This window comes from Rathayibacter sp. VKM Ac-2754 (assembly GCF_009807095.1).
Classification (GTDB): domain Bacteria; phylum Actinomycetota; class Actinomycetes; order Actinomycetales; family Microbacteriaceae; genus Rathayibacter.
Map to the genome: position 1 here is coordinate 315,737 of NZ_WUCC01000004.1, position 21,996 is coordinate 337,732.

Sequence of the window (21,996 nt, forward strand, 5' to 3'; positions counted from 1 at the left end):
TTTCGCGAATTCGGTGAGGACATTCCGCTCTCTCGCCGTCCCCTGACGTTCTCAACGACGAGAGGCTCCACGAATGACGACGAGACGACGGACACCGATCGCGGCGGCGGCGGTGATGGCACTGACGGCGGGACTGCTCGCGGTCGGGCCGACCGCGCAGGCCGCCCCCGCCACCTCCCTCGACAGCAGCAAGGTGCTCGAGCTGCCGTTCGACGGCAGCATCGCCGACACGAGCGGGCGCGGCACCACGGTCGGGATGCAGAAGGGCACGGCCGCCTACGGCACCGGCCTCGCCGGCCAGGCCTTCGAGTTCACCGGCTCCAACGCCGTGTCGCTCGGCACGGATGCGCGCCTGCAGCCCGCGAACCTGACCGTGTCGTTCTGGTACAGGCCGACCGCGGCGATGACCGGCGAGCAGGTCTTCACCTGGAACAAGACGGCCTACAACTCCGACGGCTGGTACCTCACCTCCGAGGGCGACGGCACGCCCCTCGCTCTCTCGATCGGCCCGTCGTCCGGCCAGCCCTACAAGGTCGCGATCGACGCCCCGCGCGCCGGCTTCTTCCCGGTCGGGGAGTGGACCCACGTGGTCGCGACCTACGACAAGACCACGAAGGACGTCGCCTTCTACCGCAACGGCGTGAAGCAGCCGAGCACGGTGAAGTACGCCGCGACCGGCGCGGCCACCGGCGTCCTCGGCTCCGAGGGCACGTCGACCAAGACCATCGGCTTCAACGGCCCCCAGTACAACGGCGCGCACCTGCGCGGCCTGCTCGACGACTACGTCCTCTACGACGCCGTCGCCACGACCTCCGACATCGTCGCGCTGACGAAGGCGCACAACGCGGCGTTCGACGCGAAGGCGGTCGCCCAGTCCGACCTCGACGCGATCACGCTCCCCGCCGGCACGAGCACCGGATTCTCGGTACCGCTGAAGGGCGCGAAGGGCTCCGACATCACCTGGTCCTCCTCCGACACCGCCACGATCGCGATCGACGGAGGCACCGCGACGGTCACCCCCGGCACCGCGGCGACGACGGTCACCGTCACCGGCTCCGCGACCTACGGAGGCAGCGCCGCCGCTACGAGGGCGTACACGATCCAGGTGCAGCCGAAGGGCGTGAAGAGCTCGGTCCACCTGCAGGAGGCGGGTCTCTCCGACGTCACCGTCCAGGATCCGTACCTCGACAACGGCGAGCAGCAGACCGTCGAGTACCTGCTCAGCCTCGACCCCGAGATGTTCCTCTACTCCTTCTACCGCGAGGCGGGCCTGACCCCGACGACCGCGGGCGGCTACGGCGGCTGGGAGCGCGCGAACGGCACGAGGTTCCAGGGCCACTTCTTCGGCCACTACCTCTCCGGCCTCTCCCAGGCCTACGCGACCGAGCAGGACGCGACCACCAAGGCCGCTCTGCTCGCGAAGCTGACCGCCTCCGTCGACGGCCTGAAGAAGGTGCAGGACGCCTACGCGGCGAAGGACCCGGCGAACGCGGGCTACGTCTCGCCGTTCCCGGTGAGCTACCTGCCGAGCGGAGCCGACGGCCTGCTCGTGCCCTTCTACAACCTGCACAAGGTGCTCGCGGGCCTGCTCGACGCGCACCAGTACGCTCCCAGCGCCGTCTCGTCGAAGGCCCTCGTGGTCGCCGACGGCTTCGGCTCCTGGATCACGAACTGGGCCGGCCGCCAGGCCAACCCGGCGCAGCTGCTGAACACCGAGTACGGCGGGATGAACGAGGCGCTCTACCGCCTCTACGAGGTCACCGAGAAGCCGGCGCACAAGCGCGCGACCGAGTACTTCGACGAGACCGCGCTGTTCCAGCGCCTCGCGAACAACGAGGACGTCCTGAACGGCCTGCACGCGAACACGACGATCCCCAAGCTGATCGGCGCGCTCAAGCGCTACACCGTCTTCACCGACAATCCCTCGCTCTACGCCACGCTGACCGCCGCCGAGAAGGCGGACCTCGACATGTACCGCCGGGCCGCCGAGAACTTCTTCCGGATGGTCGACGAATCGCACACCTACGCGAACGGCGGCAACAGCCAGTCCGAGCACTTCCACGCCCCCGACACCCTCTACCAGTACGCCACCACGGGCCAGACCACCGGATACGGCGAGAACTCCACGTCCGAGGGCTGCAACATCTACAACATGCTCAAGCTCGCCCGGGCGCTGTTCCAGGTGACGAAGGACGTGAAGTACGCCGACTTCTACGAGGACGCGTTCATCAACGGCGTCCTGTCGGTGCAGAACCCCGAGTCCGGGATGGTGACGTACTTCCAGCCGCAGACCGCGGGCTACGCGAAGGTCTTCGGCAAGGAGCTCGACGAGTTCTGGTGCGACCACGGCACCGGCGTCGAGAGCTTCACCAAGCTGGGCGACTCGATCTACTTCGAGGGCGACAGGACGGTCTACGTGAACCAGTTCCGCTCCTCCGTGCTCAGCTCGGCGGGCAGCAACCTGAAGCTCACGCAGACGGCCGACATCCCGAACACCGACACGGCGAGCTTCACGGTCGCCGCTCTGGGTGCCGGAGCGGTCGCCGACGGAATGACGCTGCGCCTCCGCATCCCCTCGTGGGTCGACGGAGCGCCGACGCTCACCGTCAACGGCGCCGCGCGAGCCGTCACGGCCGAGGGCGGCTACGCCGTCGTCGCGGTGAAGGCGGGCGACACGCTCACCTGGAAGCTGCCCGCCGCGGTCGCCGCCGTCGCGGACACCGAGAACGCGAACTGGACGGCCTTCACGTACGGACCCGTGCTGCTCGCGACCGAGCTCAACCGGAACAACGTCGCCGCCTCGTACCCCGCGGGCGTGCTCGTCCAGATGAGCGTCGCCGACAAGTCGGTGAACTCGAACGTCGTCGTCGCGAACGCTGCCCAGTGGACCTCCGCGGTGAAGCAGAACCTGCTGCGCCTCCCCAACGGCGTGAACGCCAACGGGATGCAGACGATGCGCTTCGGCATGACGAACGTCGACGCCGCGTCCGAGGCCCGCGTGTTCCAGCCGTACTACAGCCTGTACAACGCGCGCTACGCGACGTACATGACGCTGATCGCCCCCGACTCCGCCGAGGCGCAGGCGCTGATCCTCAAGCAGAAGCAGCAGCTGCGGGTCGACGAGACGACGATCGACTCCCTCACCTCGTTCGACAACAACAACAGCGAGGCCGACAAGAACTACAAGTACAACCGGTCGGCCGTCGGGACGTGGCGCGGCGAGGGCTACCGCGACGGCGAGAGGGCGGCGGACGCGTACTTCCAGTACGACATGATCGTCGACCCGACCCTGCCTGCGAACTACCTCGGCGTCCGCTACTACGCGGGTGACGCGGGCCGCACGTTCGACGTGTACGTCAACGACGTGAAGCTCAAGACCGAGGTGATCTCGGGGGCCGCCGGCTCGACGAACTGGTACGTGCAGTACGACGAGATCCCGCGCGCGGTGCTCGACGGCATCGCCGCGAAGGACAGCTACAAGCGCAACCAGGCGGGCGCGTACGTGCTCGACGCCCAGGGGAACAGGGTGCCCAAGGTCACCGTGCGCTTCCAGGGCACCGGGACCGCGAGCAACGTCGGCGGCGTCTACGGCGTCTACACGACGGAGTCGACCGGCTACGCGACGAGCGCCGAGCTGACGAAGCTCGCCTCCGACGTCGGGACCCTGTCTCCGGCGCTGGCGACCGGCGTCCGCGACTACACGCTGACCGTGCCGGTCCCGACGACGAGCGTCGCGCTCGACCTCGACCCGGCCGTGGCGAGCGGACTGGTGAGGGTCGACGGCGTGCTGATCGACGACACCGCAGCGCGCACGGTGACCCTGGCGGCCTCGGGGACCACGGACGTCGTGATCACCTCCTCCGCTCAGGACCACACGACGATCGCGACCTACCGGCTGGCGATCGTGAAGGCGGCCCCCGCAGCGGTCGTCGACATGACGGTCACCGCCACGACGCGCTGCGTCGCGGGCAAGGTCGTGCTGACGGTGACGGCTCGCAACGACGCGACGGCGGCCGCCGCGATCACGCTCACCTCCCCCTTCGGCTCGAAGGCCTTCACCGGAGTGAAGCCGGGCGCGAGCGCGACGCACGCGTTCACGACGCGCGCGGTCTCGATCCCGGCGGCCACCGCCTCGGCGACGGCCACCGCCACGATCGACGGCAAGGCCGTCACGACGACGAAGGAGGCGCCCTACTCGGCCCGCTCCTGCGGCTGACCCGCGACCGGACCGACGGCGGCCGCCGGGGGGAGCTCCTCCGGCGGCCGCCGTCGTTACCGAACCGTTACCGAATGTCGTCGGTGCGGACCAAACCACCAGCACCCTGCGAACGGGCAGGTCAAGAGCGAATCATGACTCCCATGAAACAGACAGCAGGAGCCGCGCGCGTCCACCAGTGGCGCTTCCTCGCGCTCGCCGCCTTCGCCGGCATCGTCGTCGCCGGAGTCCTGCTCGCGGTCGCCGAGCTCGTCGCCCTCCTCGTCGCGCGGACCGCGAGCCCCGTGCTCGCGCTCGGCTCCTTCGTCATCGACATCGTGCCGCGCCCCCTCAAGGAGTTCGCGATCACGACCTTCGGTGAGAACGACAAGGTCTTCCTGCTGATCGGCGTCGGCGTCGCCGTGCTGGTGGCCGCCGCCGTCGCCGGAGTGCTGCAGCTGATCCGCCCGCCGCTCGGTCAGATCCTGCTGGTCGTCGCGGGCGGCCTCTCGATCGCCGCGATCGTCACCCGAGCCGGGGCCGGCGCGCTCTCGGCCGTGCCCACCCTGGTCGGGCTCGTCGTGGCCGTCGTCGTGATGCACCTGATCTTCTCCCGGCTGCGCCGCTGGCGCGCTGAACGGGCCTCGGAGGCGAGGGGAACAGCCTCCGAGGCTCGCGGCCTCGAGCGCCGCGGCTTCCTCCGCATCACCCTGATCGCCGCTGTCGGCGCGGCCGTGGTCGGCACCGGAGCCCGCCTGGTGAACGCCGCGACCTCGTCGCTGGCGAGCGTCCGCGAGGCGCTGCGCCTCCCGAGCCCCCGCACCACTGTCACGGTGCCCGCCGGCGCCGACCTCGGCATCGACGGACTCTCGCCGCTCTACACGCCCAACGCCGATTTCTACCGCGTCGACACCGCGCTGACGGTCCCCACCGTCGACCCGTCGACCTGGACCCTGAAGGTCTCGGGGATGGTCGACCAGGAGGTGACGCTCACCTTCCAGCAGCTGCTCGACATGGGCCTCGACGAGTACGGCGTCACCCTCACCTGCGTCTCGAACGAGGTCGGCGGCGGTCTCGTCGGCAATGCGAAGTGGCTCGGAGTCCCGATCCGCGACGTGCTCGCGATGGCCGGCGTGCAGGGCGGCGCCGACATGGTGCTCTCGACCAGCGCCGACGGCTACACCGCCAGCACCCCGCTCGGTGCGCTGACCGACGACGGTCTCGACGCGATCCTCGCCGTCGGCATGAACGGCGAGCCGCTGCCCCTCGAGCACGGGTTCCCGGTGCGGATGGTCGTGCCCGGCCTCTACGGCTACGTCTCGGCCACCAAGTGGCTGACCGAGCTGAAGGTCACCACCTTCGCGGCCGACGAGGCCTACTGGACCCCGCGCGGCTACTCCGCCGAGGCCCCGATCAAGATGTCGTCGCGCATCGACACCCCGCGCATCGACGCCGCGATCCCCGCCGGCCCGACCAAGATCGCGGGCATGGCCTGGGCGCAGTCGATCGGCATCGACAAGGTCGAGGTCAGCATCGACGACGGCGACTGGCAGGCCGCGACCCTGTCGACTCCCGTGAACCTCGACACCTGGGTGCAGTGGTACGTCGACTGGGAGGCCGAGAGCGGATCGCACTACGTCGCCGTCCGGGCCACCGACGCGAACGGCACCCTGCAGATCGAGGACCGCGCCCCCATCGCCCCGAACGGCTCGAGCGGCTGGCAGCGCACCCTCGTCCGCGTGAGCTGACGCGGGTCCACTCGACGAAGCCGCTTCGCGTCTCGATGGAGAGGTAGAAGTGGCCGCAGCCGCCAGCCCGCTGGTCGAGTAGCCGCCGCAGGCGGCGTATCGAGACCCACCTCGTTCAGCGGGCCGGGGGCGAGGGCGTGTCCTCAGGCTTCGGGAAGGTCTTCTTCGAGGCGCGGCGGAGGGCCGTGTAGTCGCCGCGCATGAGGGCTTCGCGCTTCGCGCGGCTCCAGTTCTGGATGCGCTTCTCCCACCAGAAGGCCTCGGCGATGCTCTCGAACTCCTGGTGCCAGAGCAGGGTGACCGGCAGACGTCTGCTCGTGTACTCGGCGCCCTTGCCCATCATGTGCGCGTCGACGCGTCGGTGGAGCGAGCGTGTGCTGCCGACGTAGTAGCTGCCGTCGCTGCAGCGGAGGATGTAGACGAAGGCCATGAAGACGAGCGTTGCGGTCGCAGCCGGAGGTTGCCGGTGTCGTCTCCGGTTCTGGGGAGAAGGCGGACGCCGTGGTGCCTGTTGCGGCATCGCCGCCGTTCGTCCGGCCGCCCGCCTGCTGGTCGAGTAGCCGCCGCAGGTGGCGTATCGAGACCCCCGTCCGTCAGTAGGCGAGGCGTGCAGGCCGGACGTGTTGATGAAGGTGGATCTCGATACGCCCGCTGCGCGGGCTACTCGATCAGCATGCAGGGGGGGGGGGGGGCAGGGTCGGCGCCTGCTGGTCGAGTAGCCGCTGCAGGTGGCGTATCGAGACCACCGTCCGCCAGCAGGCGAGGCCTGCAGACCGGACCTGTCGATGGTGGTGGATCTCGATACGCCCGCTGCGCGGGCTACTCGATCAGCGAGGAGGGGGCAGCAGGCAGCGGGCAGGAGCCGGTCAGTCGGCGCGAGGGCGTCGGAACGTCGCCGCGTGGTGCTCGGGGGCGATGTGCGGGCCGCCGCCGAGCATGCGCTCGCGGAACGTGCTGCCGGTCGACGGCGGGTCGAGGCGGCCGCGGCGGCGCAGCTCGGGCTGCACGAGGGCGATGAAGTCCTCGAGGGAGGCGATGCCGAAGACGGCCTCGAGCATGATGCCGTCGAGGTCTGTCTCGTCCATCATCCGCTCGAGCTCGTCGGCGACCTCGACCGGGTCGCCCGTGATCGCGAAGCCGCGGGTGCCCTTGCCCTTGAGCTCGTCGAGGATCTCGCGGACGGTGGGCGCCGTCCCGTCGGGCCGGGTCAGGAAGCGCTCGATGTTGCTCGTGCCCATCTGGCCTGCCTGGTCGTCGAGCACGAGCTGCTCGGCGAGCGTGCGGTCGAGGTCGTACTCGAGCAGGTCGACGCCCGTGTTGCCGGCGTAGTAGTGCGCGGCCAGCTCGTCGCTCTGCAGGGTGTCGAACTCGGCGCGGAGGCGGGCCGCTTCCTCCGAGGTCTCGCCGACCACGATCGTCACTCCGACCATGACCTTGATCGCGGAGCCGTCGCGCCCGTTCTCGTCGGCTCGGCGGCGGATGTCGGCGATGTCCGAGGCGACCTTCGCGTACGTCGAGCCCTGCACGAACACGCACTCGGCGTTCTTCGCCGCGAAGGCCCGGCCGACGGGCGAGGTGCCCGCCTGGAACAGCAGCGGCGAGCGCTGCGGCGACGGCGGCAGCGTGTGGTACCCGTGCGAGCGGTAGAACTCGCCCTCGTACGCGACCGGGTGGATCCTCTCGGGGTCGGCGAACACGTTCGCCTCGTGGTCGAGCACGATCGCGTCGTCGTCGTTGCCGCCCTCCCAGAACGAGAAGGCGACGTCGACGTACTCCTGCGCGGCGCGGTAGCGCTCGTCGTGCGGCACCATGGCCTGCTGCCCGAGCATGGCGGCCATCGTGTTCTGGGAGGCGCCGGTGACGATGTTCCAGCCGATCCGCCCGTTCGTCACGTGGTCGAGGGTCGAGAACTTGCGGACGGCGTGCAGCGGGTGGTCGGCCCCGGTCGTCGAGGTGACGACGAAGTTGAGCCGCTCGGTGCCGACCGCCAGCGCGGGGATCAGGTAGGCGCCGTCGAGCGAGAAGGTCATGCCGGCCTTCACCAGCACGTCCGAGAGCTCGCCGCGGCGCGAGGAGTAGCCGAATGATCCGCCCGCGAAGAAGAGGAAGTCGAAGTCGGCGGCCTCGAGCACCTGCGCCATCCGCACCCAGTAGCCGATGTCGCGGAAGTCCCCGCCGTCGCGGCTGCGCGGGTGCGACCAGCTGATCGTGCCGCCGACGTGGGCGGTGCCCGCTTCGAACACTCCGAGGACGATCTTCTTCATGCGCTGCTGCAGTCCGTTCCCGGCCCGGGCGGGCCGCTGAGGGCCCCCGCACCTTGACAGCGGTGAACCATGTGGTTCACGATAGCCCAGAAAGCCAGACAGGACGGAGCCGTCCTTCCGAGTCCCCCTCCCCGAACGACACTCCGACGAACGGCACCCCATGACCACACTCGCCCTCACCCGCATCGAGGACGCCCTCGCGCACGTCCCCTCCGCCGTCGCCGCGGTCGCCGCGATGGTCGACGGCGCCCCCGAGGGCATGATCGCCACCTCGCTGAGCGTCGGCGCCTCCTTCGACCCGCCGCTAGTGATGTTCGCGGTCCGGGAGGCGTCCACGACCTGGCCGCTCCTGCGCACCTCCGCCCGCGTGGGCGTCTCGATGCTGTCGGCGTCGCAGGCCGCGGCGACCCACCGCCTCGCCTCCCGCACGCGCCACAGCCGGTTCGACGGCCTCGCCCAGGAGGAGCGCGAGGGCGGAGCCGTCCTCCTCGGCGGCTCGTCGCTCCGCTTCGAGTGCTCGGTGCACGCCGAGACGCCCGCGGGCGATCACCGCGTGGTCCTGCTCCGGGTGCACTCGCTCGAGGTCGATCCCGCCGTCGAGCCGCTCGTCTACCACCGCTCCGGCTTCCGCGAGCTGCGGGACGCGAGCTGACGGGCAGCTCGCGTCCCGGCTGATCAGCGGCCCGTCACTCCCGCCAGCCCGAAGCGGAAGACGAGCCGCCCGTCGCGCGGCCGCACCAGGTACTCCGGATGCGGCCGCGCGCCCCAGGAGTCGTCCCCCGCGACTCCGCGCCGCCGGAGCGCCGGACGGAGGACCGTCCGCTGCACCGGCGGCAGCTCGTTCGGGTGCTGCGCGTTCTCGATCTCGTACGGCGTCCACGGCAGTGCCGAGAACTCCATCCCGTCATCGCTGTCGAGGCGCAGCCCCCAGCCGTCGTCGTCGGTGACCTCGGCCCAGCGCACTCCCGTGCGGCTGCCCGACTCCTGAGGCTTGAGGTACGGAGGCAGCTCGCGCGCGACCTCGCTCTGCCAGACGTCGAGGCGCGCCCCGAGCCGACGGTCGGAGTAGCACTCGTCGGGTCCGTCGCCGTACCAGCGGAGCCGGTGGGCGTCGGCAGTCGTGGTGAGCTGCATGCCGAACTCGGGCAGGTCGGGCAGGGCGTCGGGGACGTCCATCGCGACCGTGACCTCGATCCGCCCGTCGCCGGTCACCCGGTAGTCGACGTCGCAGGTCGTGCGCGGGGTGGTCGGCAGCTCGTAGGTGAAGCCGACGGTGACGGCGGTGTCGTCGGAGGAGACGCGCGCGGTCCGCAGCGCGTCGCCGGCGACCCGCGCGTAGCGGCTCGCCAGCAGCCACTGGCCGTCCTCGAACGGCCCGCCCCAGCCCCGCTCGTTCGACGTCGGGGCGTGCCAGAACGACGGCATCGGGATGGACGTGAGCATCTCCCGCCCGCCCTCGGCGCCTCCGCCCCACCGGTACGACATCAGACCGCCGTGCAGGCGCGAGAAGAGGACGCTGAAGCCCTCGCCCCGCACGCCCACGTTGTGCGTGCCGTCGATGATCTCGGGGAGCGGCGCCCTGGCGACGGACGGTCGGCCCGCCACCCGGAGGACGTGCTGACCGCGGGCGACGACGTGACCGGGCTCGGCCCAGCGGGTCCCGACCGCGAGCCGCAGCTCGACGTCGACGGTGTACTCGCCCGGCAGCTCCGGCACGGGCACCGGAGTCGCGCAGCGCTCCGTCGATCCGGGAGCGACCGCCGTCTCGAGCGGCCGGACGGCGAGCTCCCTGCCCTCCCGCCGCAGGGTGACGACGGCGTCGTACTCGGAGGACGGGGTCGACAGCAGCCGGTTCTCGATCACGATCCCGTCGGCCGACACCTCGACGCGGAACGGCTGGTAGAGGTGCGCCACCTCCTGCAGCTTGGGCGTAGGAGTGCGATCGGCGAAGAGGATCCCGTTGCCGCTGAAGTCGCCGTCGTGCGGCGCCTCTCCGCTGTCGCCGCCGTAGCCGAGGTAGGACCGCCCGTGCCGGTCGACCATCGGGATCGCCTGGTCGGCGAAGTCCCAGATGAACCCGCCCTGGAACAGCGGCTCGCGGTACGCCAGGTCGAGGTAGCGGTCGACCGCGCCGAACGAGTTGCCCATCGCGTGCGCGTACTCGCAGAGGATGAGCGGCTTGTCGCGGTGCTCGGCGAGGTAGCCCTCGACCTCGGCGGCCGAGGTGTACATCTGGCTGACGACGTCGGTCGTGTCGGGGTAGCGGGAGTCCCAGTGCACGCCCTCGTAGTGCACGGGCCGGTCGTCGACCTCGCGGAACCAGTCCGAGAGATCGCGCAGGACGCTGCCGCCGAACGACTCGTTGCCGAGCGACCACATCACCACGCTCGGGTGGTTCTTGTCGCGCTCGACGAGGCTCCGCGCGCGGTCGCGCAGCGCGGGGATCCAGCGGCCGTCGTCGCCGGGCACCGCCTCCGCGACGGGGGCGCCGAGGTAGCGGACGCGGTCCCACAGCCCGTGCGTCTCGAGGTTCATCTCGTCGATCACGAGGAAGCCGTACTCGTCGGCGAGCTCGTAGAAGAACGAGTTGTTGGGGTAGTGGCTGGTGCGGATGGCGTTCACGCCCGTCCGCTTGAGGATCCGCAGATCCTCCTCCGTCTGCTCGCGGGTGACGACGCGGCCCTCGAGGCCGAACTCGTGCCGGTTCACGCCGAAGAAGACGACGCGCCGGCCGTTCAGGCGCAGCACCCCCTCCTCGATCGCGAAGCGGCGGAGCCCGACCGCCTGCGGGATCACCTCGGTGATCTCGCCGTCGGCGTCCTGCACGCGCACGACGAGCCGGTGGAGGTAGGGGTCCTCCGGGCTCCAGAGGCGCGGCGCGTCGAGACGGATGCTGTGCAGCCCGTCGCCGTCGCGGCGCAGCTCGCCGACCCCCTCGAGCTCGATGCTCGCCGAGCCGTCGCCGTCGAGGCGCAGCTCGACGACGATCTCGGCGGAGCCCTCCTCGACGACGGTGGTGACGCGGAGGTCCTCGACGTGCACCCGCGGTCGGCGCAGCAGCACCACGTCGCGGAAGATCCCCGAGAAGCGGAAGAAGTCCTGGTCCTCGAGCCACGAGCCGCTCGACCACTTGACCACCTGCGCGGCCAGCGTGTTGCGGCCGGGCACGAGGGCGTCGGTCAGGTCGAACTCGGCGGGCGAGAAGCTGTCGGCCGAGAAGCCGAGGTACGTGCCGTTCAGCCACAGCGCGATGGCGCTCTCGGCGCCGCGCACGTCGAGCGCGATCCGCTCGCCGGGCGCGACGGGTGCGTCGAGCTCGAACACCGTCAGGTAGGACGCGACCGGGTTGAAGCGCTCGGGGGCCTGCCCGGGCCCGATCGCCTCCCGCCCGTCCCACGGGTACTGCGTGTTCACGTACTGCGGGCGGTCGTAGCCGTGCAGCTGGATGTGCGCGGGCACGGGGATCAGGTCCCAGTCGCCCGCGTCGAACCCCGGCTGCTCGAAGCCGGGGATCGTGCCGGAGGGATCGGTCGCGTAGTGGATCCGCCACAGCCCGTTCAGCGACTGCTCGAACGAGCTGACGCCGCTCCGGGCCTCCGCCTCGGAGCGGAACCAGCGGTGGTCGGAGTGGGCGGGCCGGCGGTTCTCGGCGAAGAAGCCGGGGTCGGACAGGCGCGCGGGGTCGAATCCGGAGCCGCGTGCCGAGCCCTGCTCCGGGACCTGCGCGAGGCTCACTTGATCGCTCCGGTGATGCCCTCGGCGAACGAGCGCTGCAGGATCATGAAGACGATCACGGTGGGCACCGAGGCCAGGAACACGGCGAGCATGAGGATGCCGTAGTCGACCACGTAGCCGGCGCTGAGGTTCGAGATCAGCATCGGCATGGTCTGGAAGTCGTTGTTCACCAGGATCACCTTGGGCCAGAGGAAGTTGTTCCACGCGGTCATGAACGTGATGACCGCGGCCGCCGCGTAGGTCGACTTCATCGACGGCAGGTAGATCTTCGCGAAGATGCCCAGCTCGCTCACTCCGTCGATCCGCGCGGCCTCGATGATCTCGTGCGGGAACGACCGCGACGCCTGGCGGAACAGCAGGATGAGGAACGGCGTCGAGACGGCGGGGATGACGACCGCGGCCAGCGAGTTGATCATCCCGAGCTCGGCGAAGACCTGGAAGAGCGGGATCATGGTCGCCGCGAACGGGATCATGATGGCGATGAGGAGGACCGCCATCACGAAGTCCTTCGCCCGCGAGTGGAAGACCTCGAAGCCGTAGCCGGCGATCGAGCAGACGATGAGCGCGAGCGCCGTGGTGCCCACCGCCACCGTCAGCGAGTTCCACATCGCCGCGCCCACGTCCTGCAGCTCGAGCAGCCCCACGAGGTTGTCGATCAGCGCGGTGCCGGGGATGAGGCGGGAGTCGAGCACGTCCTGGCTGGTGTTCGTCGCCGAGACGGCCATGAAGTACAGCGGGAAGATCGAGAAGACGGCGAAGATCCCCAGGAACACGTACTTCGGCAGGCCTCGCAGTCGAGCCACGGCCGAGACGGAGCGGACCGGTGCGGTCGGCGGCCGGTTGTCGGGGGACTCCGTCTCGGGGAGGGCGAGGACGGGATCGGTCACGGGCAGGGTGCGGACGGGATCAGTCACGCTTGTCACCGACTTTCAGCTGGGCGAACGCGAGGATCGCGACGAGGATGAGGATCACGTACGACAGCGCGGACGCGTAGCCGAAGTTCGGGTTCTTCAGGAACGAGACCTCGTAGAGGTAGTGCGACATCGACATCGTCGTGTACGCCGGGCCTCCCCTGGTCAGGGCCCACGATTCGTCGAAGAGCTGCAGAGTGCCGTTGGTCGACATGATCGCCGTGAGCAGGATGATCGGCTTGAGCTGCGGGATCGTGACGTGCCAGAAGGTCTGGAGCGCGTTCGCGCCGTCCATCTTCGCCGCCTCGATGCTCGAGTAGTCGACGTTCTGCAGGGCGGCCAGGTAGAAGACCATGTTGTAGCCGGTCCAGCGCCAGAGCAGCCCCAGGATGATGACGAACCGCGCGGTGTCGGGGTTGCCGAGCCAGTTGACGGGCGAGTCGAGGATGCCGATGCCCGTCAGCACGTCGTTGACGAAGCCGTCGTTGGCGAAGAGCGTGCGGAAGACGAGCGAGTAGGCGACCAGCGAGACCGCGCACGGCAGGAAGATCGCGGTGCGCCAGAAGGTCTTGTACTTCAGCGTGCGGCTGTTGAGCAGGTTGGCCAGCACCAGTGCGAGGACCAGCATCACCGGCACCTGGATGAGCAGGTAGACGAAGGTGTTCTGCAGCGTCAGGAGGAAGATCTCGTCCTGCAGCAGCCGCTCGTAGTTGAGCCAGAACGGCTCGGCGAACGAGAGGTTCGCCCCGCGCCCGGTCTGCAGGGAGAGCAGGAACGCCTGCGCCATCGGCAGGAAGCTGACCAGCAGGATCAGCAGCGACGCGGGCAGGAGGAAGGCCCAGCCGGTGAGGCTGCGCCGGCGCGCGCCGGTCATCCGGCGCGCGCGGTGCAGATCGCGCTGCCGCTGAGGGGGGACGCGCGGCTTGGGACGCGGTGGGGCGGAGGTGGTCACGGGCGACTCGCATTCTCGGAGAGAGGGAAGAGGAGGGACCGGGCCGGGGAGGTGGCGGCCTCCCCGGCCCGGAGACGCGGTCAGCTCATCGCGAACTCGACGTTGGCCTGCGCATCCTCGAGCGCCGTGGCAGGGTCGGCGCCTCCGATGATCTGCGTGATCGCCGCGCTGACGGCGTCGCGACCCTCGTAGTAGTACGCACCGGTGTTGTTGCTGGGCACCTCGGCGCCGAACTCGGCGACCTCCGCGAAGATCGGCTGGCCGGCGAAGAACTCGTTCGGCTGCTCGTAGGCCGCGGAGGAGCCGGCGGGGAGCCAGTTCGCGACGGCGCCCGACTTGGGGAGGATCGTGTCGTAGAGCTCGGTGGAGCCGGCGAAGGTCGCGGCGAGGAAGTCGGTCGCGAGCTCGGTGTCGGCGTTCGAGCTGATCGCCCACGACGATCCGCCGCTGGCCGTGTAGTTCGTCGCGCCCGAGATGCCGTCGAGCGAGGGCACGTTCGTGATCGCCCACTTGCCGGCCTGGTCCTCGGCGGTCTGGATGGAGCCGACGATCCAGATGCCCTGCATCGTGCCGCCGACGGAGCCGTTCACGAAGGTGCCGAGGTACTCGTCCCACGAGTTGACCTCGACGTAGACGCCCGACGTGACGAGCTCCTTGTAGACGTCGATCGCCGCGAGCAGCGCGTCGTTGTCGGTGATGGTGGGGTTGCCCTCGTCGTCGAAGAGGCTGGCGCCGGCGCTCTGCAGCATCATCATGATCGTGTCGGAGGATCCGGCCTGACCGGACATCAGCGGCGAACCGGTCTTCGCCAGGACGTCCTTGCCCTTGGTGATGAACTCGTCCCAGGTGATGTCGGTGAAGTCGTCGATCGTGTAGCCGGCCGCCTCGAGGACGTCGGTGCGCAGCGCCGTGACGGCGGTGCCCGAGTCGAACGGCACGCCGTAGTTGACGTCGTCGAGCGTCGAGTAGGCGGTGACCGCTTCCGGGAACTCCGAGAAGTCGACCGCGTCGGCGGACACCTCGGTGAACACCTCGGGGTAGTTGACGAGGTTCTTCTGGAACGCGTTGTTCTGCATCAGGAAGATGTCGGGCAGCTCCTCGTACTGCTGCGACTGCGCGAGCGTCGTGAGCTTGGGCTGGAGGTCGTCCCACGGCGTCTCGACGATGTCGAGCTCGAAGTCGGGGTTGTCCTTCTGGTAGATCTTCTCGGCCTCTTCGAGCGCCGCGATGTTGAACGTGGGGTCCCAGGCCCAGACGGTGAGCTTCTGGTCGCCGTCTCCCTCTCCGCCTCCGGAGGAGGACGAGCCACCGCCGCCGGCCGCGCAGGCGCTCAGGGCGAGGGTGAGGGGCAGGGCGATGGCCACGGCTGTCGTGACCTTCTTCGTGAATGTGCGCAAAGTGATCTGTTCCTTCTGTGGTTGCAGGGTGGATGGGTGCAGGTGGGGATGGGGCGGGGACGCGCCCGGTCACCGGGCGCGAGCGGGAAGGCGGGTCAGCCGAGCGGCTTCCAGGGGCCGTAGGGATCGCCGGGCGCCTGGTTGCGGGTCCACCACTTGGCCTGGAACCGCTTCCCCTGGTGGACGACGATCTCGCCGGTGTCGAAGATCCGCGAGGCCGTCCAGACGGCGGTGCCGTCGGGCGCGGTCGTGATCTGCTGCCAGGGTCCGTTGACGTCGCCCGGGGTCTGGTTCTTCGAGTACCAGGAGGCGCGCCACTCGGAGCCGGTGAAGAGGACGCTGTCGCCCTTCTGGTAGACCGCGGTGGCGCTCCAGGCGGCGAGGACCCTCACGTCCAGACGCGCCTGGACTCCCGCACTGCCGGTGGCGAGGAGGCGGGGGACGACGGCCACGGTGGCCGTCTTTTCTCCGGCGGTCCTCGTGTCGAACCCGCTGACCTGGTAGTCGGCGGCGGCCAGGACCCGCGTCGTGCCGTCGGCGAGCGTCGCGGTGACGACGATCGATGCGGGATCGAACGCCGCTCCCACCGGCGCCAGGATCGTCGACGGAGCGACGACGATCGAGCGGACCGCCGAGACCAGCGCGGCGCGAGCCGCCTCCAGCCGCGAGACGGCCTCGTCGACCGCGGCCTGAGGAGCGGGGCCGGCGAGCACCGCCTCGGCGTTCGCGCGGGCCGCGGCGAAGGGCGCCCAGCTGTCGGCCGTGACGCTGTCGGCAATGATCCCGGCCGTGTCGGCGACGAGCGCGCTCAGCGCGGCGGTGTCGACGCTCCGCTGACGCAGCGCGAGCGCATCGACGGTGACGTTCCGACCGCCGGCGCCGGTCGCGAGGATCGCGACCCGGGCCGTGCCCGCCGGGAGGGCGAACTCGCTCGAGGTGACGTCGGCCCATCCGCTGGTCGCGGGCAGGTCGGTGACGTGCTCGATCCCGTCGGCCCCGGTGACGACGATCCGCGCCGACGAGAGCCCGCCCGGGTTGTCCACCCGAGCCGAGAGGCCGTAGACGCCGGCCGGCACCTCGTTCTCCTGCTGCACGCCGCCCGAGAAGGCCTGCGCCGCACCGAGGCGGAGGGCGAAGCGCGACCCGTCCGCCCCGGGGGAGGGGTTCGAGACGAAGCCGGTGGTCGAGGAGGACGGGTCGGTGACCTGCGTCCAGCCGGTGACCGTGCTGACGGCGATCCGGTCGGCGGCGAAGTCGGGGTTCAGGATCCAGTTGTTGCCGGCTCCCACCTCCCACTCGCCGGTGCGGGCGTTCAGCTCCCACTCGCTGAGGGAGTTGAAGCGCACGTCGGCGTCCGTCCCGCTGAGCGGCACCCACTGGTTGTAGCCGAGGCCGTTCCAGGCGAAATCGGCCCAGCGGTCGCCGGCGTAGATCACCGTGTCCTGCTCGGTGCCCTGCACGGTGAGGAAGAAGCCGCTCTGGGTGACGTGGCTGTAGTCCTTCTCGGTGCCGGGGAGCACGTACATGCTCGAGTAGGGCCCCTGGATCCGCCCCTCGAGCGAGCGCACGAGGTAGGTCTGCGAGGTGTTCCAGCCGTGCAGGTCGGAGCTGGCGACGTAGTACTGGCCGTCCAGCTTGAACATCGCGTTGCCCTCGCGGCCCGCGCCGCGGTAGACCTCGACGGCGGTCTCGACCGACAGGGAGTCGGCGTCGCTGATCTTCCCGACGTAGGTGCGGCTGCGTCCGTCGCGGTACGAGAAGACGAGGTAGTCGGAGCCGTCGTCGTCGGTGAAGACGGTCTGGTCGCCGGTGCCCTGGTTCCAGCCGGGCTTGTTCGGGTTCTCGTAGACGCCGGGGATGTGCGTCTGCAGGTTCGCGTACTCGAAGTCGGCGGTGGGCGAGTCGCCGCTGAGGAAGAGGACTCCCGCGTTGCTGACCCGGGCGGGGTCGGGGCTCTCGAACTGCGTGAGCAGCACGTAGCGTCCGGTGCTCTCGTTGTAGGCGACGCCGAGGCGGCCGATCCAGACGGCGTCGGCGAGGGTCTCCATGTCCGAGAAGTAGCTGCCGGTGACGTCCTTCGACGTCGGGATGTGCAGCGCGGTGTCCCTCGTCGCGACGTCGTTCTCGAAGGTCCAGTTCACGAGGTCGTCGGAGGAGTAGGCGGTGACCGCGACGAAGTCGACCTCGCCGGCCCGCGTGTAGGTGCGGGTGGGGTTGTCGTAGTAGAGCTGCGAGCCCGTGTACTCGACGCCGTACCAGTAGTAGCGGTCGCCGAAGCGGAAGATGCCGCCGCCCTGCGAGAAGATCGGGTCGCCCGCGGTGTCGAGCCAGAAGCGGTTGTTCTCGATGGTCTCGAGGCTGCCGTTCGACAGGGGCTCGAGCGCGGCGGCGGTGGCCTGGAGTCCGTTCTTCGCGGCGACCACGGCCGCGGCGGTGGCGCTCGGGTCGTCGAGGACCTCTCCGGCGGTCACCGTCGCTGCGGCGAACGGCGCCCACGAGGCGGCCGTGTAGGCGGAGGGGACGCGGGTCCGGTACTGGTCGAGCATCTCGCGCAGGCCCGAGATCCGCACCAGGGCGTCCTCGGCCGCCTCGAGCTCGGCCAGGGCGGCGGTCAGCTCGGCGTCGGTGGAGGCGGCGGCGTCGCGCACGGCGGTCGCGCGGGCGACGACGCTCGAGAAGCCGGCCCAGGAGTCGGCGGTGACGTCGTCGGCGCCGACGGCGCTCACCCGGTCGAGCGCCGCGGTGAGCCGTTCGCGCTCGTCGACCGGCACGGTGGCCGTGAACTCGGCGGAGGCGTGGTTGATGTAGCCGACGGTGACCACGCGGAGGAGGTGGTCGCCGGGCTCGAGGCCCGTGTGGCTGAAGATCGGCACCGTCGTGGTCGACCGGGCGCCGCGGTAGTCGGCCGAGCCGACCTTGACGCCGTCGACGAAGACGTCGGCGGTGCCGTTGGTCGTGGCCTTGCGTCCCGAGAGCGAGACGGTCTCTCCCGTGAAGGGGATCTCGAACGCGGCGCCGCCCGTCGCCCACGTGTGCGTGCTGTTCTTCGCCCAGTCGCCCTCGTAGAAGGTCTTCAGGGCGGTGCCGCGCACGGTGGTCGTGTCCGAGAAGGCGACCGTGGTGGTCTGCACCTCGGCGGCCGCTGCCGGCGCCGTCTGTCCGGCGAGCACGAGCAGTCCTGCGAGCAGTGCGGCCATCAGGCCGTGCAGTCGCCTCGGCGCCGTCGTGGGTCGAGTCATGGAGATCCTCCGTCATCGCAGGTTCACAGTGATACAGCGCTGTACCACGGAGGTGAATCTAGACCCGGCGACGCCGACTTGGCAAGAAGCGCTTTCCCGCCTCAGCGCGTCGTGCCGCGCGCGATGACCCGCGAGCGGGCGAACAGCGTTGTCGGCGCGGTGTCGACCCGATCGATGCGGGCGACCAGCCGCTCGAGCGCGGTGCGGGCGATCCAGTCGATCCGCGAGTCCATCGAGGTGAGCGGCGGCGTCAGGAACGCCGACTCCTCGATGTTGTCGAAGCCGACCACCTGCACGTCCTCCGGGAGGCGGAGCCCGCCCTCGCGCAGCGCCGAGACCGCGCCCGTGGCGAGGACGTCGTTGAAGCAGACCAGCCCGTCGAAGCGGACGCCGCCCTGGACGAGATCGCGGGCGACGCGGAAGCCCGAGCCGATCGTCCAGTCGTAGCCGGTGACGCCGATCAGGCGGGGATCGAGCGTCCGCCCCGCCGCCGCCAGCTCCTCGATGACTCCGCGCAGCCGCAGCTCGGCGTTCCCCTCCGTGGCCGAGCCGATCACTCCGGCGTCGAAGGGCGCGTGCGCCCCGAGCACCGCGATCGACGTGCTGCCCCGCTCGAGCAGGTGCGCGGTGGCGGCCCGCGCGTCGGCGACGTCGTCGGTCGTCACCCGGTCGGCGAGGTCGAAGGTGCTCCGCGTGCCCAGGCAGACCAGCGGGTACGCGACGTCGAGGGCCGAGCGGTCGAGGGTCTCGTGCTCCGAGAGCGAGAGCAGCAGGCCGTCGGTGAGCTGCGCGTTGAAGCGCTGCAGCAGCCGCCGCGAGCCGTCGCCGCCGTCGTCGGGGTAGGTGGTCACGTAGACGGCGAGGTCCATGTCGCGCGCGGTCTCGATCACCGCCTCCGCGAGCTCGGCCAGGTACACCGCCTTCAGCGTCGGCACGGCCAGCGAGACCGCGTCCGTGCGGCCCCGGGTCAGATTGCGCGCGGCGACGTTGACCGTGTAGCCGAGCTCGTCGACCGAGGCGCGCACCCGCGTCCGCGTCTCCTCGGCCATCCGGCCCGTGCCGTTGACCGCGTTGGAGGCGGTCTTCAGCGACACTCCGGCGTGCGCCGCCACCGATTCGAGGGTGACCTTCCTGCGCGCCTGACCCATGTCGTCCCGTCCTCGATGCGGCGGAGGCTCTCGACCGCCCTCACCCGACATGGATACACCAGGTTCGTCGAATCCCCGCGCAGCGGTTACGCTGGCGCCCGGCTCAGCAGGCCCGAGGGGACGAGGAGCATGACCACCGAACCGACGAGGCGCACCCAGCTCCTCGAGCGCATCGTCGACCACGTCCTCGAGAACGGGGTCGCGACGGTCTCCCTGCGCAGCCTCGCCCGGGCCGCCGACTCGAACAACCGGATGCTGCTCTACTACTTCGGCTCGCGCGCCGCCCTGCTGTCCGAGGCGATGGTCGTCGCGGCCCGCCGGTTCCCGGACATGCAGCGCGCTGCCGACGAGCTGCTGGTGGCCGACCGGACCCTGGGGGAGCGGCTGGACCACTCGTGGGAGGCGCTCGCCTCCTCGGCGAACCGCCCCTTCCTCCGGCTGTTCTTCCAGGTCTTCGGACTCGCGGCGTTCGAGCAGGCCGAGGAGTGGCGGGAGATGCGCGCGCGGTTCGACGAGTTCCTGCAGCCCGAGCTGCGCCGGGCGCTCGCCGAGTCAGGGGTGCCCGACGACGAGGTGCAGGTCGCCGCGCGCGAGATCGTCGCGCTGTGGCGCGGGCTCGAGATCCTGCTGATCTCGATCGAGGACGACGCGGGCGTCGACGCGGTGCGCCGGCGAGGGCACGCCGACCTGCTGGCGCGGCTGGCCGAGGCGCGCGAATAAGGCTGAGCCGGCGGATCCGCTCGAGATCCGGGGATCGGCCGGTTTCAGCCTCAGTTGCGCGGCTCCTTCGACCTCAGCTCGGCGATCGCCGCCTCGAACTCCGCGCGCAGCCGCGCCTTCTGCTCCGGCGGGCAGAACGCGGCCTCCACGCCGTTCAGCGCGATCGTGCAGGCGTCGTCGACGCTCAGCCCGAGCGCGGGCAGCGCCTCGCGGTACTCGCGCCCGATGTCGGTGCGGAAGAACACCGCGTCGTCGGTCGAGACCGTCACCCGCAGGCCCGCGCGCACCATCGCGGCGATGCGGTGCGAGGGGTCGAGCGTCCAGCCCGAGCAGATCGTGGTCGAGATCGGAGTCGTGGTGAAGCCGATCCCGGAGTCGCGGGCCCGCGCGACGAGGTCGGGGTCGTCGAGGATCCGGTAGCCGTGATCGATCCGGTCGACCCGCAGTTCGTCCAGGGCGATGCGGACGGAGTCGGGCTCGGAGCGGTCGGTCTCGCCGACGTGAGCCGTCAGCGCCAGACCCGAGCGGCGGGCGAGCGCGAACGCCTCCGCGAACCGCGCGGGATCCTCCGTGCCCTCGGGCGTCAGATCGTCCATGCCGAGCGCGAGCACCTCGCCGCGGGGATGCGCGCGGATCTGCTCGACGAGCTCGACGGCGCTCGCCGCCGAGTCGCGGCGGTTGACGGCGACGACGATCCCGAAGCCGACGCCCAGGTCGGTCTCGGCCGCGCGCAGCCCGTCGAGGATCGGGTCGAGCAGCTCCGCGTAGCCGAGCCCGCTCCAGCCCAGGAATTGCCGGTCCGCGAAGTACTGCGGATCGATCGCGTACTCCCGGTAGCGCAGGCCCTGCGCGGCGGCCGCGCGCACGCCGTCGTAGGCGACGGTCGCGAGATCGGCCGGGGTCCGCAGCACGCGGTGCGCGGCGCGGAAGGCGACCAGGAACTCCCGTAGATCGGCGAAGTCGAACAGCGTCGCGGGGTCGGTGGAGGGGAGGGCGACGCCGTACCGCTCGGCCGCCGTGATCAGGTGCGCCGCGGACATCGTCGACGCGAAGTGGCAGTGCAGCTCGGTCTTGGGCAGCCGGAGCAGCAGCTCGTCGTCGTTCATGCGCGTCGCTCGTGCGCGAGGACCGACATCAGCACCTCGTCGTGGAACGCGCCCGCGTGGAAGACCGCCTCCCGCCGCCGCCCCTCCTCGGTGAAGCCCGCCCGCCGGTACGCGGCCCGCGCGCGGGTGTTGAACGCCGCGGTGCCGAGCTCGATCCGGTGCAGACCCAGCTCGCCGAAGCCGTAGTCGACGGTCGTCGCCACCGCGTCCGGCCCGAGTCCGCGGCCGACCGCGTGCGGCCCGAGGATGATCGCGAGGGTCGCGCAGCGCTGCGGGAGGGCGCCTCCGTAGAGCGTCACGTGACCGGCGAGCGACTCGTCGGCGAGCTCGACGATCGCGAAGCCGACCGCGCCGGCCGTCGCGTTCGCGCTCCAGCCGCGCAGCGCCTCCGCCGCGACCCCGGCCGGTCGCGGCAGCACCGTCGTGTGCTGCAGCACGGCCTGCTCGGGGTCGTTCCACCAGGCGTCGATCGCGGCGAGGTCGTGCTCGGTGGCGGGGCGGAGGCGAGTCCGCTCGCCGCGCAGCAGACCGGCCCCGTAGGCGGTCGCCGCGTCCTGGTCGGGGAAGGCGCTCATGCCCTC

At 70.6% G+C, this 21,996-nt stretch carries 14 protein-coding genes; 4 read left to right on the forward strand and 10 right to left on the reverse strand.

Annotated elements, in window-relative coordinates:
• The first annotated feature begins 73 nt into the window (after positions 1-73).
• A complete protein-coding gene (locus tag GRS92_RS09090) occupies positions 74-4,216 on the forward strand; it encodes a beta-L-arabinofuranosidase domain-containing protein (RefSeq protein WP_159855432.1) in 4,143 nt (1,380 codons plus the stop codon).
• 143 nt (positions 4,217-4,359) lie between these two features.
• Positions 4,360-5,943: a molybdopterin-dependent oxidoreductase gene (locus GRS92_RS09095; protein ID WP_235021894.1), complete on the forward strand. Its 1,584-nt coding sequence runs from the start codon at positions 4,360-4,362 to the stop codon at positions 5,941-5,943.
• 115 nt (positions 5,944-6,058) lie between these two features.
• Here the strand turns inward: GRS92_RS09095 and GRS92_RS09100 are convergent, their stop codons facing one another.
• Both GRS92_RS09100 and GRS92_RS09105 read right to left on the reverse strand, forming a co-directional pair.
• A complete protein-coding gene (locus tag GRS92_RS09100) occupies positions 6,059-6,373 on the reverse strand; it encodes a GIY-YIG nuclease family protein (protein WP_159855436.1) in 315 nt (104 codons plus the stop codon).
• A gap of 436 nt (positions 6,374-6,809) precedes the next feature.
• Positions 6,810-8,207, reverse strand: coding sequence for an NtaA/DmoA family FMN-dependent monooxygenase (locus GRS92_RS09105; protein WP_159855438.1), 1,398 nt, complete (start codon positions 8,205-8,207; stop codon positions 6,810-6,812).
• A gap of 160 nt (positions 8,208-8,367) precedes the next feature.
• On the opposite strand from GRS92_RS09105, the gene GRS92_RS09110 reads away from it, so the two are divergent.
• The gene (locus tag GRS92_RS09110; protein WP_159855440.1) at positions 8,368-8,859 is read left to right on the forward strand and encodes a flavin reductase family protein; all 492 of its coding nucleotides are present in this window, start codon (positions 8,368-8,370) and stop codon (positions 8,857-8,859) included.
• A gap of 23 nt (positions 8,860-8,882) precedes the next feature.
• Here GRS92_RS09110 and GRS92_RS09115 read toward each other — a convergent pair whose 3' ends face one another.
• The 6 genes from GRS92_RS09115 to GRS92_RS09140 all read right to left on the reverse strand — a co-directional run bounded on the left by GRS92_RS09115 (position 8,883) and on the right by GRS92_RS09140 (position 19,589).
• Positions 8,883-11,942, reverse strand: a complete 3,060-nt coding sequence (locus GRS92_RS09115; RefSeq protein WP_159855442.1) for a glycoside hydrolase family 2 TIM barrel-domain containing protein — start codon at positions 11,940-11,942, stop codon at positions 8,883-8,885.
• Positions 11,939-12,856 carry a carbohydrate ABC transporter permease gene (locus GRS92_RS09120; RefSeq protein WP_235021895.1) on the reverse strand — a complete coding sequence of 306 codons (918 nt, stop codon included), beginning with the start codon at positions 12,854-12,856 and terminating at the stop codon, positions 11,939-11,941. Before GRS92_RS09120 ends, GRS92_RS09115 begins: the two co-directional genes overlap by 4 nt.
• Positions 12,849-13,805, reverse strand: a complete 957-nt coding sequence (locus tag GRS92_RS09125) for a carbohydrate ABC transporter permease (protein ID WP_235021896.1) — start codon at positions 13,803-13,805, stop codon at positions 12,849-12,851. The genes GRS92_RS09120 and GRS92_RS09125 overlap by 8 nt, the downstream gene beginning before the upstream one ends.
• Positions 13,806-13,885: 80 nt before the next feature.
• The gene (locus GRS92_RS09130; protein ID WP_159855444.1) at positions 13,886-15,202 is read right to left on the reverse strand and encodes an ABC transporter substrate-binding protein; all 1,317 of its coding nucleotides are present in this window, start codon (positions 15,200-15,202) and stop codon (positions 13,886-13,888) included.
• Between the two features lie 95 nt (positions 15,203-15,297).
• Positions 15,298-18,441: a carbohydrate-binding protein gene (locus tag GRS92_RS09135; RefSeq protein WP_159855446.1), complete on the reverse strand. Its 3,144-nt coding sequence runs from the start codon at positions 18,439-18,441 to the stop codon at positions 15,298-15,300.
• 101 nt (positions 18,442-18,542) lie between these two features.
• Positions 18,543-19,589: a LacI family DNA-binding transcriptional regulator gene (locus GRS92_RS09140; protein WP_159855448.1), complete on the reverse strand. Its 1,047-nt coding sequence runs from the start codon at positions 19,587-19,589 to the stop codon at positions 18,543-18,545.
• 129 nt (positions 19,590-19,718) lie between these two features.
• Between GRS92_RS09140 and GRS92_RS09145 the strand changes: the two genes are divergently transcribed.
• Positions 19,719-20,309, forward strand: coding sequence for a hypothetical protein (locus GRS92_RS09145; RefSeq protein ID WP_159855450.1), 591 nt, complete (start codon positions 19,719-19,721; stop codon positions 20,307-20,309).
• A gap of 50 nt (positions 20,310-20,359) precedes the next feature.
• Here the strand turns inward: GRS92_RS09145 and add are convergent, their stop codons facing one another.
• Together add and GRS92_RS09155 are read right to left on the reverse strand one after the other, a co-directional pair.
• Entirely contained in the window at positions 20,360-21,415 is a 1,056-nt protein-coding gene (add, locus tag GRS92_RS09150) for an adenosine deaminase (protein WP_159855452.1), read from the reverse strand.
• On the reverse strand, positions 21,412-21,990 hold the full coding sequence (locus tag GRS92_RS09155; RefSeq protein WP_159855454.1) for a GNAT family N-acetyltransferase: 579 nt from the start codon (positions 21,988-21,990) through the stop codon (positions 21,412-21,414). Before GRS92_RS09155 ends, add begins: the two co-directional genes overlap by 4 nt.
• Positions 21,991-21,996 lie beyond the last annotated feature (6 nt).